Raw genomic sequence first — 13,171 nt, 5'->3', positions numbered from 1 at the left:
CGTGACGGCCGTGGTCGCCGTGCGCCCGGCATCCCGGGGTCAGGTGCGCAGCATCCGCTCGATCGCCCGGGTGGCTTCCTTGACCTTCTCGTCGATGGCCTCGGGGCCCTTGACGGCGGCGTCGGCGACGCAGTGCCGCAGGTGCTCCTCCAGGAGCTGGAGGCCGAAGGACTGCAGGCCCTTGGTGCTCGCGGACACCTGGGTGAGTATGTCGATGCAATACACATCTTCTTCGAGCATCCGCTGGAGCCCGCGGATCTGGCCCTCGATCCGGCGCAGCCTCTTGAGGTGTGCGTCCTTCTGCTTCGCGTAACCGTGGATGCCCAGGTCGTGGTCGGTGACGGTGGTGGGGTCGGTCCCGAGGGCGGTTTTCGGCCGCTCGGAGTGGCAGGCCGCGGCGGCTGCGGGGGTGCCGCTGGTGTCGGCGTCCGTGGTCGTCATGGCCATCTCCCGTGATACGTAGGCGTTCCATATACCCCTAGTGGGTATATGGTACAGAAATTCGCAAGCGCGGGCGGTACCCCGTGCAGAGCATGGTGCCCGATGGGCGACACTGAAGGAATGCCGGTTAGCTGTGGCTGGATGATGCGCCTAGCATCAACTCGACCGAATCCGATGCACCCCGAGGATTTCACGTGCGCTTTCGTCTGACCCCCAGGGAGACGAGCTTCTACGACATGTTCGCCGCGTCAGCGGACAACATCGTCACAGGCTCCAAGCTCCTGATGGAACTGCTCGGGGCGGACGCCTCCGCGCGGACAGAGATCGCCGAGAGGATGCGGGCGGCGGAGCACGCGGGGGACGACGCGACCCACGCGATCTTCCACCAGCTGAACTCCTCGTTCATCACACCGTTCGACCGCGAGGACATCTACAACCTCGCCTCGAAGCTCGACGACATCATGGACTTCATGGAGGAGGCCGTCGACCTGGTCGTCCTCTACAGCATCGAGGAACTGCCCAAGGGCGTCGAGCAGCAGATCGAGGTCCTGGCGCGGGCGGCGGAGCTGACCGCCGAGGCGATGCCGAACCTGCGGACGATGTCCAACCTCACCGAGTACTGGATCGAGGTCAACCGCCTGGAGAACCAGGCCGACCAGATCCACCGCAAGCTGCTCGCGCACCTGTTCAACGGCAAGTACGACGCCATCGAGGTGCTCAAGCTCAAGCAGATCGTGGACATCCTGGAAGAGGCGGCCGACGCCTTCGAGCATGTCGCCAATACGGTCGAGACGATCGCGGTCAAGGAGTCCTGACCTCCGGTGGACACCTTCGCGCTCATCGTGACCATCGGGGTCGCGCTCGGATTCACGTACACGAACGGCTTTCACGACTCCGCGAACGCCATCGCGACCTCGGTCTCGACGCGGGCCCTGACCCCGCGGGCGGCGCTCGCGATGGCCGCGGTGATGAACCTCGCCGGCGCCTTCCTGGGCAGCGGGGTCGCCAAGACGGTCAGTGAAGGGCTGATCTCCACGCCCGAGGGCTCCAAGGGGATGGGCATCCTCTTCGCGGCCCTGGTCGGCGCGGTCGTCTGGAACCTGGTCACCTGGTACTTCGGACTGCCGTCGTCGTCCTCGCACGCGCTCTTCGGCGGCATGGTGGGCGCGGCGCTGGCGGGCGGCACGACCGTCTACTGGTCGGGCGTCATAGAGAAGATCGTCGTTCCGATGTTCCTCTCGCCCGTGATCGGCCTGGTCCTCGGCTATCTCGTGATGGTCCTGATCATGTGGCTGTTCCGGAAGTCCAACCCGCACAAGGCGAAGCGGGGCTTCCGTATCGCGCAGACGGTCTCGGCGGCCGGCATGGCGCTCGGGCACGGCCTCCAGGACGCCCAGAAGACGATGGGCATCGTGGTGATGGCACTGGTCATCGCGGACGTCCAGAGTGCGGGCGACGCCATCCCGGTCTGGGTGAAGATCGCCTGTGCGCTGACCCTGTCGCTGGGCACCTACGCGGGCGGCTGGCGCATCATGCGCACGCTCGGCCGGCGGATCATCGAACTGGACCCGCCGCAGGGCTTCGCGGCCGAGACGACCGCGGCGTCCGTCATGTACACCGCCTCGTTCATGTTCCACGCGCCGATCTCCACCACCCACGTGATCACCTCGGCGATCATGGGTGTGGGCTCGACGAAGGGCACCCGGGCGGTGCGCTGGGGCGTCGCCAAGAACATCGTCATGGGCTGGTTCATCACCATGCCCGCCGGCGCCGCGGTGGCCGCCCTGAGCTACTGGTGCGTCCATCTGGTCTTCGCGTGACGACGGTGCGCGGCCGCTGAGCCGCACGTTCTCGTGGGCCCGCCCTCCGGCACCGGAGGGCGGGCCCTCGTCCTTGCGGTGGCACCGCCATGCAGCACCGCAGGACGCGGGGGGCCGGTCTGCGCACGACGCGCGGGGCCGGTCAGCCGAAGCGGCCGGAGATGTAGTCCTCCGTGGCCTGGACCGACGGATTGGAGAAGATCCGCTCGGTCTCGTCGATCTCGACCAGCTTGCCCGGCTGGCCGACCGCGGCCAGGTTGAAGAAGGCCGTACGGTCCGAGACGCGCGCCGCCTGCTGCATGTTGTGCGTCACGATGACGATCGTGAAGCGTTCCTTCAGCTCGCCGATCAGGTCCTCGATGGCGAGGGTGGAGATCGGGTCGAGGGCGGAGCACGGCTCGTCCATCAGCAGGACCTGCGGCTCGACCGCGATGGCGCGGGCGATGCACAGCCGCTGCTGCTGGCCGCCGGACAGGCCGGAGCCGGGCTTGTTCAGCCGGTCCTTGACCTCGTTCCAGAGGTTGGCGCCCTTGAGGGACTTCTCCACGACCGCGGACAGCTCGGACTTCTTGTACGAGCCGTTCAGGCGCAGGCCCGCCGCGACGTTGTCGAAGATCGACATGGTGGGGAACGGGTTCGGGCGCTGGAAGACCATGCCGACGGTACGGCGTACGGCCACCGGGTCCACACCGCTGCCGTACAGGTTCTCGTCGTCCAGCAGCACCTTGCCCTCGACGCGGCCGCCGGGGGTGACCTCGTGCATCCGGTTCAGGGTGCGCAGGAACGTCGACTTGCCGCAGCCCGAGGGGCCGATGAAGGCGGTCACCGAGCGGGGCTCGACGGTCATGGAGATGTCGTCGATGGCCCGGTGGCTGCCGTAGTAGGCGGAGAGGCCGCTGACGTCGATTCGCTTGGCCATGGGAATCACTGCTTCTTTCGTGTCGCCGGGGGAGGGTCAGCGGCCGGTCTTGGGGGCCTTCCAGCGGGCGATGCCGCGGGCCACCAGGTTGAGGATCATGACGAAGGCGATCAGGACGAGCGCCGCGGCCCACGCACGGTCGTACGAGGCGTCGGAGCCCTGCTGCCACTGCTGGAACACATACAGCGGCAGCGACTGCTGGGCGCCTTCGAAGGGGTTGTTGTTGATCGTCTTCGCGCCCCAGACCAGCAGCAGCACGGGGGCGGTCTCCCCGGTGATCCGGGCGACGGCCAGCATCAGACCGGTGGTGATGCCGCCGATCGAGGTCGGCAGGACCACCTTGAGGATGGTGCGCCACTTCGGCACGCCGAGGGCCAGGGACGCCTCGCGCAGCTCGTTGGGGACCAGCTTGAGCATCTCCTCGGTCGAGCGCACGACCACCGGCATCATCAGGATCGCCAGGGCCATCGCGCCGGCGAAGCCGGACGGGCCGAAGCCGAGGATCAAAATCCACACCGAAAGGATGAACAGACCGGCGACGATCGAGGGGATGCCGGTCATCACGTCGACGAAGAAGGTGACGGCCTTGGCCAGCTTCCCGCGCCCGTACTCGACCAGGTAGATGGCGGTGAGCAGGCCGATCGGCGCGGCGATCAGGGCGGCCAGGCCCACCTGCTGCAGGGTGCCGATGATTGCGTGGTAGATGCCGCCGCCGGGCAGCGCGTCGGGCAGGGTGCCCATCGAGTGGCTGAGGAAGTAGCCGTCGAGGACCTTGATGCCGCGCGCCACGGTCTCCCAGATGAGCGAGGCCAGCGGCACCACGGCCAGCAGGAAGCAGATCCAGACCAGGCTGGTGGCCAGCCGGTCCTTGGCCTGCCGCGCGCCTTCGACGGCGGTGGCGATCACGAACGTACCGAGGATGAACAGCAGCGCCGCGATCAGGCCCCACTGGATACGGCTCTCCAGGCCGGCGGCCAGGCCGATGCCGCAGCCCACGGCGGCCGCGGCCACGGCGAGGCCGGCGGGGGCCCAGCGGGGCAGCCGGGGTTGCTTGAGCGAGACCGGGAGCGGGGCGCTGTCGGCGACGGGCCGCGGCGGGGTGACCGTGTTACTCATGCGTTGGCCCCCGAGTACTCCTTGCGGCGCGCGATGATCATGCGGGCCGCGCCGTTGACGAGCAGTGTGATGACGAAGAGGACGAGGCCGGAGGCGATCAGGGCGTCCTGCCCGAACTCGTCGGCCTCGCTGAACTTGCTGGCGATGTTCTGCGCGAAGGTGCCGCCGCCCGGGTTCAGCAGGCTGAGGTTGATCAGGAAGCCGGGGGACAGCACGGTGGCCACGGCCATCGTCTCGCCGAGCGCGCGGCCCAGGCCCAGCATCGAGGCGCTGATGATGCCGGAGCGGCCGAACGGCAGCACCGACATGCGGATGACCTCCCAGCGGGTCGCGCCGAGCGCGAGGGCGGCCTCCTCGTGCATCTTCGGCGCCTGGAGGAAGACCTCGCGGCTGACGCTGGTGACGATCGGCAGGATCATGATCGCGAGCAGGATGCCGACGGTGAACAGCGCGCGCGGGGCCTCGTCGGCGTAGGAGAAGATCCCGGTCCAGCCGAAGTAGTCGTCCAGCCAGCTGTAGAGGCCGGTCAGGTGCGGGACGAGGAAGAGGGCGCCCCACAGGCCGTAGATGATGCTCGGTACGGCGGCGAGCAGGTCGATGACGTACCCGAGCGGGGAGGCCAGCTTGCGGGGCGCGTAGTGCGAGATGAACAGCGCGATGCCGACCGCGACCGGGACCGCGATGACCATCGCGATGACCGAGCTGACGACGGTGCCGAAGGCGAGGACGGCGATGCCGAACTTCGGTTCGGGGCCGGAGGTGTTCCACTCGAAGTAGGTCAGGAAGTTCGCGTGGTCACCGGAGATGGCGATCACCGAGCGGACGGTGAGGAAGACCGCGATGGCGGCCATGATCACCAGGAGGGCGATGCCGGAGCCGCGGGAGAGGCCGAGGAATATCCGGTCTCCGGGGCGTACCGCCTTGCCGGACACCGAGGAGGCGGCGGGGCGCGCGGGTGGTGGTGGGGCGCTGGGTATCGAGGGTGCTGAATTCATGGTTTCTCCGGTCTGCGGAGCCCGGCGGGGACTCCTGGCGCGGCGGTGCACCGGACGGGCGGCGGCCTGCGGGGCGCGGGCCGCCGCCCGGTGGGTCAGGAGAGCGAGGAGACGGTCGAGCGGACCTTGTCGGCGATCTCGGTCGGCAGCGGCGCGTAGCCCAGCTCCTTGAGGGCGTTCTGGCCGTCCTTGCTGGAGATGTAGGTCAGGAAGGACTTGGTGGCGGGCAGGGTCTCCGCCTTGTTGCCCTTGTCGCAGGCGATCTCGTACGTGACGAGGGTGATCGGGTAGGCGTCCTCGGCCTTGGTGGTGTAGTTCAGCTTCAGGGCCAGGTCGTTGCCCTGGCCGACCTGCTTGGCCTCGGAGATGGCCTTGGAGGCGTTGTCGACGGTGGCCTCGACCGGGGCCTTGGCGCCGGTGTTCAGCTTCACCGTGTCGATCTTGCCGGCCGTGGCGTAGGACAGCTCGAAGTAGGAGATCGCGCCGCTGGTCTGCTTGACCTGCGAGGACACGCCGGCCGAACCGGACGCGGCCTGGCCGCCCTTGCCCTCCCAGGTCTTGCCCGGCTCGTGCTTCCAGGCGCCGGGGGCGGCGCCCTTGAGGTACTTGGTGAAGTTGTCGGTGGTGCCGGAGTCGTCGGAGCGGTGGAACGCCTGGATCTTGAGGTCCGGCAGCTTGGCCTCGGGGTTGAGCTTCTTGATCGCCTCGTCGTTCCACTTGGTGATCTCCGAGTCGAAGATCTTGGCGAGGGTCGGGGCGTCCAGCACGAGGCTGTCCACGCCGGGCACGTTGTAGCCGACCGCGATCGGGCCGCCGACCATCGGCAGGTTGATCGCCTGGCCGCCCTTGCAGATCTTCTTGGACTTCTCGACCTCCTCGGGCTTGAGCGCCGAGTCGGAGCCCGCGAAGGCGGTCTGGCCCTGGAGGAAGGTGGTGATGCCCGCGCCGGAACCGGTGGGCTGGTAGTTGATCTCGGTGTCCTTGCAGGCGCCCGAGTACGCCTGCACCCAGGCGTCCATGGCGTTCTTCTGCGCGGACGAGCCGGAGGCGAGCAGCTTGCCCTTGCCTTCGCACTTGATGTTGCCGGTCTTCGCCGCGGAGGCCGCACCGCCGCCGCCACTGGTGTCGTCGGAGCCGCACGCCGTCAGGGCCAGGGCACCGGTGACGGCGAGAGCGCCAACGGCGAGGGCGCGAACCCGGTTCTTGCGCTGCTGCTGCTTCACTGTCGAGAGTTCCTTCCTGGGGCGCGCCGCTTCTTCGGCGTGCGGGGTGGAGATTCGGTTGGTCACCGGTACGGCGACCGGGCGGTGACTGTGGGGTCACTGTGCGGCGGCCGCAGGGGCCGGGCAAGGCCCGCCGGGGCGGGTCGCCCGATGGTTCGGCAATGCCGTGCGGTGCTTGCTCCAAAGGAGTGGTGCGCCGCTCGGTACGGCCGAAATTAGGCAGATCAGGTGAAGCCGCCGATGGAGGAGAGTGAACGCAGGGTGAACCTCGGCCGTCGGATGGGGGCGGCGCGCGAACGGCCCGGAATCCTCGGCGTTGCTCTGTCGGATTACCCGCCGGTATGGCAGCATCCGCGCCAATAGGGATGCACGAATCGGTGCGGACCGACCGGAGGTGGCTGGTGGGGCGGCAGGGGGCAGGGCGGGGCATTCGCGGTGCATACGGCATGCGCGACGTAAGGGACCGAGAGGGTGCGGCGGACACGCCGCGAGGGACGGGCGCGGGGCGCCGGGCGGGGGTACGGGGGCTGCGCGGCGCCGTGGTGGCCGCGACGGCGGTGGTCCTGGGGGTGACGGGCATCCTCGGCGGGACGGCTCCGGCCGCGTACGCCGACCCCGCGCCGACGGTGTCCGACAAGCGCCTCGAAGAGGTGCGCCAGCAGATCGAGGACCTCTACCGCGCGGCGGAACAGGCCACCGAGGCGTACAACGCGGCGAAGGAACAGGTCGACCTCCAGCAGAAGGAGATCGTCAAGCTCGCGCAGACCATCGACCGGACCCAGCGGCGGATGGACGAACTCAAGCGCCAGGCGGGCGCGCTGGCCAGCGCGCAGTACCGGGGCGGCGGCATTCCCCCCGAGGCCCGGCTGATGCTCAACAAGGACCCCGAGCGCTTTCTCGACGACGCCACGCTGGTGCGCAAAAGCCAGCAGGCCGCAAAGACCCTGACCGCCCAACTCGCGCGGACGAAGTCCGCCTTGGAGGGCTATTCGCAGGACGCCACCGACCGCTGGGAGCGGCTGGAGGAGAACCGCAGGAAGAAGGAGACCGCGCAGCTCGACATCCGTAAGAAGATCGAGGCGGCGCAGCAGCTGGAATCCCGGCTGGCCGCCGAGGAAAAGGAGCGGCTGAAGAAGCTGGAGGACGCGCGGGCTCTGGCGGAACAGCAGAAATGGCTGGATTCCGGTGTGCTGAAGGACATCGGCGCACATGCTTCCGCGGCCGGAAAGAAAGCGCTCGCGTACGCGACTTCGCAGATCGGGAAGGACTACGTGTGGGGCGCGGAGGGCCCGGACACCTTCGACTGCTCGGGGCTGACGATGCGCGCCTGGGAGGCCGCCGGGCAGGCCATTCCGCGGACGTCGCAGGAGCAGTGGCGGCTGCTGCCGCGGATCGGCCTCAAGGACATGCGTCCGGGGGACCTGATCATCTACTTCCCCGACGCGAGCCACGTCGGAATGTACGTCGGCGACGGCGCGATCGTGCACGCGCCGCGGCCGGGCCGGCAGGTCACCATCACCGGGGCCGGGTCGATGCCGATTCTCGGGGTCGTGCGGCCCGACAAGTGAGGGCGGGCCGCGGCGGTGTGAGCGGGGGCACGTAAAAGGGCGGTTCCGCGTGGGGGCGTACGCAAAGGCGCGGTCCTGCGTGCGGCGTGGTTCAGCGCGCCGTGCACAGGACTGTTCGCGAAGCCGTATGCGGGGCTGTTCGTGCTGCCGTACACAGCGTGAGATGTACGTGCGTTTCGTCACGGAGCGCCGGGGGCCAACCTGACGTTCCCGGGGTGATGTTCGTCATTCCGCGTTCCTCCTTTCCCAGGTCATATGGCTTGTGGGCAACGGCATATGACAAGAGCGGAGTGCCTACGGCCATTCCGCAGGACTCGGCGCTACCGCTAGGGTCGCTCCTCGGTGCCCGGTGGCGCACCGCCCGGGCCGACCGCCGGGCGGCGGCGGAACCGGGCATACAGGCGCGCCGTTCGGCGGGTCTGTGCACCCTCGGGGGGAGGGAAGGAAGCAGAGCATGTCCGTACCCATTCCGCGCCAGCGGACGGCCGCGCCGCACGAGGCGGCGGCGGGCGACGCGCGTGACGACGCGGGGCACCCGGCCGGGCCCGTGGCGTCCGCGGACGGTGCGGGCGCTCCGGACACCGGGCTGACCCTGCTGCTGATAGGCGAGGACCCCACCAGCGCCGTGCCCGAGATGCGGGACTGGGAAGGCCGCCGGGTCCGCGTCCGTACGGCCCGCAACCTCACCGAGGCCGAGCGGCTGCTCACCGACGACGTGCACTGCATCCTGCTCGACCTGGCACCCGCGGACGCGGCTCCCGCCGGCGCGGCCCCCGTGGGCGCGGCCTCCGCGGGAGCGCAGGAGCGCGACGGGGCCGGGCCGCAGGAGGACGGCGGCCGCGACGAGCTGGGCGCCCTGCGCTCGGTGCTGCGCATGGCCCCCGCCCACGCCGTCCTCGCGCTGACCTCCGAGGCCGACGCCGAGCGGGCCGCCGAAGCCGTACGCGTCGGCGCGCAGGACTACCTCTTCCGCGACGAACTCGACGGCGCGGTCCTCAGCCGGGCGGTGCGCTACGCGGTCGAGCGCAAGCGCGCCGACCTCGCGCAGCGCCAGCTCACCGAGTCGCGCATGCTGGCCCAGGAGAACCGCCGGCTGGAGCGCGGCCTGCTGCCCACGCCCCTCCTGGACGGCTCCGACCTGCGCTTCGCGGCCCGCTACCGCCCCGGACGCAGCCGCGCGCTGCTCGGCGGCGACTTCTACGACACCGTACGGACGGCCGACGGCACCGTGCACGCGATGATCGGCGACGTCTGCGGCCACGGCCCCGACGAGGCCGCGCTCGGCGTGGAACTGCGCATCGCCTGGCGCGCGTTGACCTTCGCCGGACTGTGCGGCGACGCGCTGCTGTCCACCCTCCAGAAGGTCCTGGAGAACGAGCGCGCCGACGACGAGATCTTCGCGACGCTGTGCCTGGTCGACATCGCGCCGGACGGGCGGCACGCCGGAGTGTGCCTGGCCGGCCACCCCGCGCCGCTGCTCGCCCGCTCCGGCGGGGCGCCGCGGCTGCTCCCGTACGAGGAGGGCGGCCCGGCGCTGGGCCTGCTGCCGCGCGCCCGCTGGCCGCGCCGCCAGGTCGCGCTGGGCGGCTCGTGGAGCCTGATGATGTATACGGACGGCCTGATCGAAGGCCGCGTCGGCAACGGCAACCAGCGCCTCGGCCAGGAAGGCATGACCGAACTGGTGGGGCGTCAGATGGCCGCCGGGCTACGGGGCGAGGAGCTGCTCGACGCCGCCGTCACGGAGGTGCGGGACCTCAACGGCGGGGAGCTGACGGACGACGTGGCCGTTCTGCTGCTCGACCGGGGACGCGTACGCAACTGACGTCCGCGCCTTGCGCCTGCTCGGCAGGGGGCGTACGCAACCGGCCCCAAGCCGCGCCGCGTCCGGCCTCGGCCCCGTGTCTACCGACCGCCGTTGAACGGCCCGTACGGCCCGTCCGAGCTCGACCCGCCGCCGCGGCGCGGGCCCCGGCCGCCGGAGACCTCCTTGATCGCGGGCCGCACGTCGACCGTGTAGACGATCACGGCGATCAGCCCGATGATCGGCAGGAACGACATCAGCGGCAGCAGGAACAGCAGCGCGGTGGCGAGGACCAGGAAGATCAGCCACATGCCCTTGGTCTGCTTGCCGGCCGCCCGGTAGGCGTCCTCCCGCCGTACGGCCGCGTCGACGAGCATCACGGCGGCGTACACGGCCAGCACCAGCTGCACCCAGCTCAGCACGTTCTGGAACCCGTAGATCAGCACTGCCATCACCCGTTCGACTCGGTCCGTCGTCGGCCCACCGTACCCGGAGAACGGGCCGGACACGCGCTGCGCGCCCGGCCCGCCGCTACCTGCCGGCCGACGGCCTGCTCACGTACCGCTTGCCCGCCGCCGGTCGCCTGCCGCCTGCTTGCTGCCTACTTGCCGTTCTCGCCGGACGCGGCGGTCTTCTTCGCCGTCGTCTTCTTGGCGGGCGCGGTCTTCTTGACCGCGGCGGACTTCGCCTCGGTGTCGCCCTCGGCCGTGTCCTCCGCCGCCGGCTCCTGCTTCGGCTCCTGCTTGACGTCCGGCTCGATCGCGACCGCGAGCTCCTCGGTCGCCTCGGCGGCCTCGCCGCGCCACTCCTGCACCGCGCCGCGGCCGCGCTCGGCCAGGTCGTCGTAGCCCTCGCGCAGCTTGACGGCGGCCTCGGCCGCGCGGCCCACGCCCTGCAGCGCCAGGTCCTGCGCCTGCTGGCTGAGCTTCTTGAGGTCGGCGTCGAGCGAGCCCACCAGCCGGGTCAGCCGCTCCTGCGCGTCCTTGGCCTCCTTGGTGACGCGGTCCTGCACGACCTTCGGGTCGGTGTTGCGGACGGCGTCGAACCGCTTGGGGGCCTCCTGGCGGATCTTGTCGACCAGCCCCGGGATCTCCCTGGCCTTCTCGGCGGCGAGATCCACGCCGCCGGCGAAGGCGTACAGCGGGGTCGGGTCGGTGAAAGCCTTGCGGAGGTCGTCGGTGATGGCCATGGCGTGATTCCTCCTGGAACTGGAATGCGGTGGTCGGTCGCTCAGGTGGCGTGCGGGTCGCCGTCGGCCTCTCGGGCGTCCGGAGCGGGCTCGTCCTCGGGGGAGCCGTCGCTCTCGCCGCGCCCGCTCCCGTGTCCGTTCTCCTTGCGGAAGGACTCGTAGATCTGCAGCAGCACCTGCTTCTGCTTCTCGGTCAGCGCGGGATCGGTGAGGATCGCGGTGTGCACCTCGACCCCGTCCACCTTCCGCTCGTCGAGAATCCCGGCCTGCACGTACAGCGTCTCGGCGGAGATCCGCAGCGCCTTGGCCAGCTGCTGCAGGATGTCCGCGCTCGGCTTGCGCAGCCCGCGCTCGATCTGACTGAGATACGGATTGGACACCCCGGCGGCATCCGCGAGCTGCCGCAGGCTCAGCTGCGCGTTGCGCCGCTGCTCCCGCAGGAACTCGCCGAGGTTGCCGACGTTGAGTGATGCCATGCCTCGATGGTGCGGCATCGTGCTAACTATTGCAAGCGGGCGCTAGCAAAAGTGGTGCGGTGGTCATGGTCACGGCTCCCCCGGGGGATACGGACGGCCGCATTCCGGCCTCAACGGGATGCTAGGGAAAATCGGGTACCACCAGTCATACGGTTCTCCGTGATTTCCGAGAGAGCCGAGGTGGCCTGCCGGAGGCGCCGATCCTGCACCTGGTCGCCGGTGAGGCCGTCGCGGGTATGCCCACCAGCTTGCAGGAACATCCGTTACCGGCCGAACTGGCACACCGCGTACGCAGGCTGCCCGCCGATCACTTCACCATCCTGTCCCGGCACGCCGACCTGATCTCAGCGAACCTGCACGACTGGCTGACGGAGGTGCAGCCCATATGACGACCGTTCCCGATCTTCCCGACGCCGCAGAGGCGCTGGAGCACTTTCCCTTCGACGACGGCCGCGGCATCGAGGTCAACGAGCGGTTCCGGGAGCTGCGGCAGCGTGCGGGGCTGCTCCGGGTGCGGCTCGCCTACGGGGAACCCACCTGGCTGGTCACCCGCTACGCGGATGCCCGGCTGGTGCTGGGCGACGCGCGGTTCAGCCGCGCGATGTCGGTCGGCCGGGACTTCCCTCGCCAGGAGGAAGCGACGGACCTGGCCGGGCTGATCACGCTGGATGCCCCCGAACACACCCGGCTGCGCACGCTGTTGGTCAAAGCCCTCAGCAAATCCCGTATCGAAGCGCAGCGCCCGACGGTGCGCGCGACGGCGGACGAGCTGTTGTCGTCGGCGATGAACGCCGGGCCGGGCATGGACATCGTGGTGGACTACGCGCAGCAGCTGAGCGTGCTGTCCATCTGCGACCTGCTCGGCGTGCCGGCCTCGGACCGGGAGGCGTTCGAGTCGACCAGCGCGGCGCTGATGCCCGGCAGCGCCGTCGGCGCCGAGGGCATGATGCGGCGGTTCGGTGCGCTGCGCGCCTGCACCGAGCGACTCATCGCCGAGCGTCGGGCCCGCCCCCGCGACGACCTGCTGTCGGCGATGGTCCAGGCCCGGGACGAGGCGGACCGGCTCACCGACGCCGAGCTGATCGAGCTGGTCGTCAGCATGCTGCTGGCCAGGTTCGAGGCGATCATCACCCAGATTCCGAACTGCGTCTACGTTCTCACGCGGGGCGACCGTGCGCTGTGGAACCGGCTGCGTGCGAATCCGGACGAGCTGCCGGCGGCGGCCGAGGAACTGCTGCGCAACAACGCCTCTGCCGGTGCCGGGCTGTTCGTCCGCTATGCGCGGGAGGATGTCCACGTCGGCGGCACGCTGGTGCGCGCGGGCGAAGCCCTGACCGTCGCCGTCGAGTCGGCCAACCACGACCCGGCCCGGTTCGAGGACCCCGACGCGATCGACTTCACCCGGCCACCCGGGGGGCACCTCACCTTCGGTTACGGCGCGCACTACTGCGTCGGCGCCCAGCTCGGGCGCATCGACCTCCAGGAGGGACTGCGGGCGCTGCTCACCAGGACCCCGGAGCTGACCGTCCGCGACATCAGGTGGAGAGAACGGCCGCACATCCGGGGGCCGGAGGCGATGCGCGTGACCTGGCAGGGCGGCCCGGAGTGACCGCCGCCGGCACC

The 13,171-nt window shown here is 70.0% G+C and carries 14 protein-coding genes; 6 read left to right on the top strand and 8 right to left on the bottom strand.

Features of this window, described 5'->3' with window-relative positions; translation table 11 throughout:
- Window positions 1-39: 39 nt before the first annotated feature.
- Window positions 40-441: a metal-sensitive transcriptional regulator gene (locus ACFV57_RS10860; RefSeq protein WP_385228505.1), complete on the bottom strand. Its 402-nt coding sequence runs from the start codon at window positions 439-441 to the stop codon at window positions 40-42.
- A gap of 194 nt (window positions 442-635) precedes the next feature.
- Between ACFV57_RS10860 and ACFV57_RS10855 the strand changes: the two genes are divergently transcribed.
- The gene (locus ACFV57_RS10855) at window positions 636-1,256 is read left to right on the top strand and encodes a DUF47 domain-containing protein (RefSeq protein WP_003983068.1); all 621 of its coding nucleotides are present in this window, start codon (window positions 636-638) and stop codon (window positions 1,254-1,256) included.
- A 6-nt stretch (window positions 1,257-1,262) separates the two neighbouring features.
- Complete coding sequence (locus ACFV57_RS10850) at window positions 1,263-2,261, top strand: inorganic phosphate transporter (protein WP_030592178.1); 999 nt, start codon at window positions 1,263-1,265, stop codon at window positions 2,259-2,261.
- Window positions 2,262-2,403: 142 nt separating this feature from the next.
- On the opposite strand, the gene pstB is transcribed toward ACFV57_RS10850, so the two are convergent.
- The 4 genes from pstB to pstS all read right to left on the bottom strand — a co-directional run bounded on the left by pstB (window position 2,404) and on the right by pstS (window position 6,514).
- A complete protein-coding gene (gene pstB / locus ACFV57_RS10845) occupies window positions 2,404-3,180 on the bottom strand; it encodes a phosphate ABC transporter ATP-binding protein PstB (RefSeq protein ID WP_385228502.1) in 777 nt (258 codons plus the stop codon).
- A 36-nt stretch (window positions 3,181-3,216) separates the two neighbouring features.
- Window positions 3,217-4,296 (bottom strand): phosphate ABC transporter permease PstA, encoded by a 1,080-nt coding sequence (gene pstA / locus ACFV57_RS10840; protein ID WP_385228499.1) that lies wholly within the window; start codon window positions 4,294-4,296, stop codon window positions 3,217-3,219.
- Window positions 4,293-5,291 (bottom strand): phosphate ABC transporter permease subunit PstC, encoded by a 999-nt coding sequence (gene pstC, locus ACFV57_RS10835; protein ID WP_385228496.1) that lies wholly within the window; start codon window positions 5,289-5,291, stop codon window positions 4,293-4,295. The genes pstA and pstC overlap by 4 nt, the downstream gene beginning before the upstream one ends.
- 95 nt (window positions 5,292-5,386) lie before the next feature.
- Complete coding sequence (gene pstS, locus ACFV57_RS10830) at window positions 5,387-6,514, bottom strand: phosphate ABC transporter substrate-binding protein PstS (protein ID WP_385228493.1); 1,128 nt, start codon at window positions 6,512-6,514, stop codon at window positions 5,387-5,389.
- A 446-nt stretch (window positions 6,515-6,960) separates the two neighbouring features.
- Between pstS and ACFV57_RS10825 the strand changes: the two genes are divergently transcribed.
- Entirely contained in the window at window positions 6,961-8,082 is a 1,122-nt protein-coding gene (locus ACFV57_RS10825; RefSeq protein ID WP_385228490.1) for an NlpC/P60 family protein, read from the top strand.
- A gap of 454 nt (window positions 8,083-8,536) precedes the next feature.
- Window positions 8,537-9,904 (top strand): PP2C family protein-serine/threonine phosphatase, encoded by a 1,368-nt coding sequence (locus tag ACFV57_RS10820; protein ID WP_385228487.1) that lies wholly within the window; start codon window positions 8,537-8,539, stop codon window positions 9,902-9,904.
- An 80-nt stretch (window positions 9,905-9,984) separates the two neighbouring features.
- Here the strand turns inward: ACFV57_RS10820 and ACFV57_RS10815 are convergent, their stop codons facing one another.
- The 3 genes from ACFV57_RS10815 to ACFV57_RS10805 form a co-directional block, all read right to left on the bottom strand.
- A complete protein-coding gene (locus ACFV57_RS10815) occupies window positions 9,985-10,329 on the bottom strand; it encodes a DUF2516 family protein (protein WP_385228576.1) in 345 nt (114 codons plus the stop codon).
- 155 nt (window positions 10,330-10,484) lie between these two features.
- Window positions 10,485-11,072 (bottom strand): hypothetical protein, encoded by a 588-nt coding sequence (locus ACFV57_RS10810; RefSeq protein WP_385228485.1) that lies wholly within the window; start codon window positions 11,070-11,072, stop codon window positions 10,485-10,487.
- A gap of 41 nt (window positions 11,073-11,113) precedes the next feature.
- Window positions 11,114-11,548, bottom strand: a complete 435-nt coding sequence (locus ACFV57_RS10805) for a helix-turn-helix domain-containing protein (protein WP_385228482.1) — start codon at window positions 11,546-11,548, stop codon at window positions 11,114-11,116.
- A gap of 236 nt (window positions 11,549-11,784) precedes the next feature.
- On the opposite strand from ACFV57_RS10805, the gene ACFV57_RS10800 reads away from it, so the two are divergent.
- Together ACFV57_RS10800 and ACFV57_RS10795 are read left to right on the top strand one after the other, a co-directional pair.
- Window positions 11,785-11,937, top strand: coding sequence for a hypothetical protein (locus tag ACFV57_RS10800; RefSeq protein ID WP_385228479.1), 153 nt, complete (start codon window positions 11,785-11,787; stop codon window positions 11,935-11,937).
- On the top strand, window positions 11,934-13,157 hold the full coding sequence (locus ACFV57_RS10795; protein ID WP_385228476.1) for a cytochrome P450: 1,224 nt from the start codon (window positions 11,934-11,936) through the stop codon (window positions 13,155-13,157). The genes ACFV57_RS10800 and ACFV57_RS10795 overlap by 4 nt, the downstream gene beginning before the upstream one ends.
- Window positions 13,158-13,171 lie beyond the last annotated feature (14 nt).

Source organism: Streptomyces sp. NPDC059788 (assembly GCF_042732265.1).
Classification (GTDB): domain Bacteria; phylum Actinomycetota; class Actinomycetes; order Streptomycetales; family Streptomycetaceae; genus Streptomyces.
Note: the sequence above shows the minus strand (reverse complement) of the source record. Positions and strands in the feature narration are given on the sequence as shown.

Coding starts and splice junctions, on each gene's coding strand:
- ACFV57_RS10795 (WP_385228476.1), top strand. CDS start 11,934: ATGACGACCGTTCCCGATCTTCCCGACGCCGCAGAGGCGCTGGAGCAC.
- ACFV57_RS10800 (WP_385228479.1), top strand. CDS start 11,785: ATGCCCACCAGCTTGCAGGAACATCCGTTACCGGCCGAACTGGCACAC.
- ACFV57_RS10820 (WP_385228487.1), top strand. CDS start 8,537: ATGTCCGTACCCATTCCGCGCCAGCGGACGGCCGCGCCGCACGAGGCG.
- ACFV57_RS10860 (WP_385228505.1), bottom strand. CDS start 441: ATGACGACCACGGACGCCGACACCAGCGGCACCCCCGCAGCCGCCGCG.
- pstC (WP_385228496.1), bottom strand. CDS start 5,291: ATGAATTCAGCACCCTCGATACCCAGCGCCCCACCACCACCCGCGCGC.
- ACFV57_RS10810 (WP_385228485.1), bottom strand. CDS start 11,072: ATGGCCATCACCGACGACCTCCGCAAGGCTTTCACCGACCCGACCCCG.
- ACFV57_RS10805 (WP_385228482.1), bottom strand. CDS start 11,548: ATGGCATCACTCAACGTCGGCAACCTCGGCGAGTTCCTGCGGGAGCAG.
- ACFV57_RS10825 (WP_385228490.1), top strand. CDS start 6,961: ATGCGCGACGTAAGGGACCGAGAGGGTGCGGCGGACACGCCGCGAGGG.
- pstA (WP_385228499.1), bottom strand. CDS start 4,296: ATGAGTAACACGGTCACCCCGCCGCGGCCCGTCGCCGACAGCGCCCCG.
- pstB (WP_385228502.1), bottom strand. CDS start 3,180: ATGGCCAAGCGAATCGACGTCAGCGGCCTCTCCGCCTACTACGGCAGC.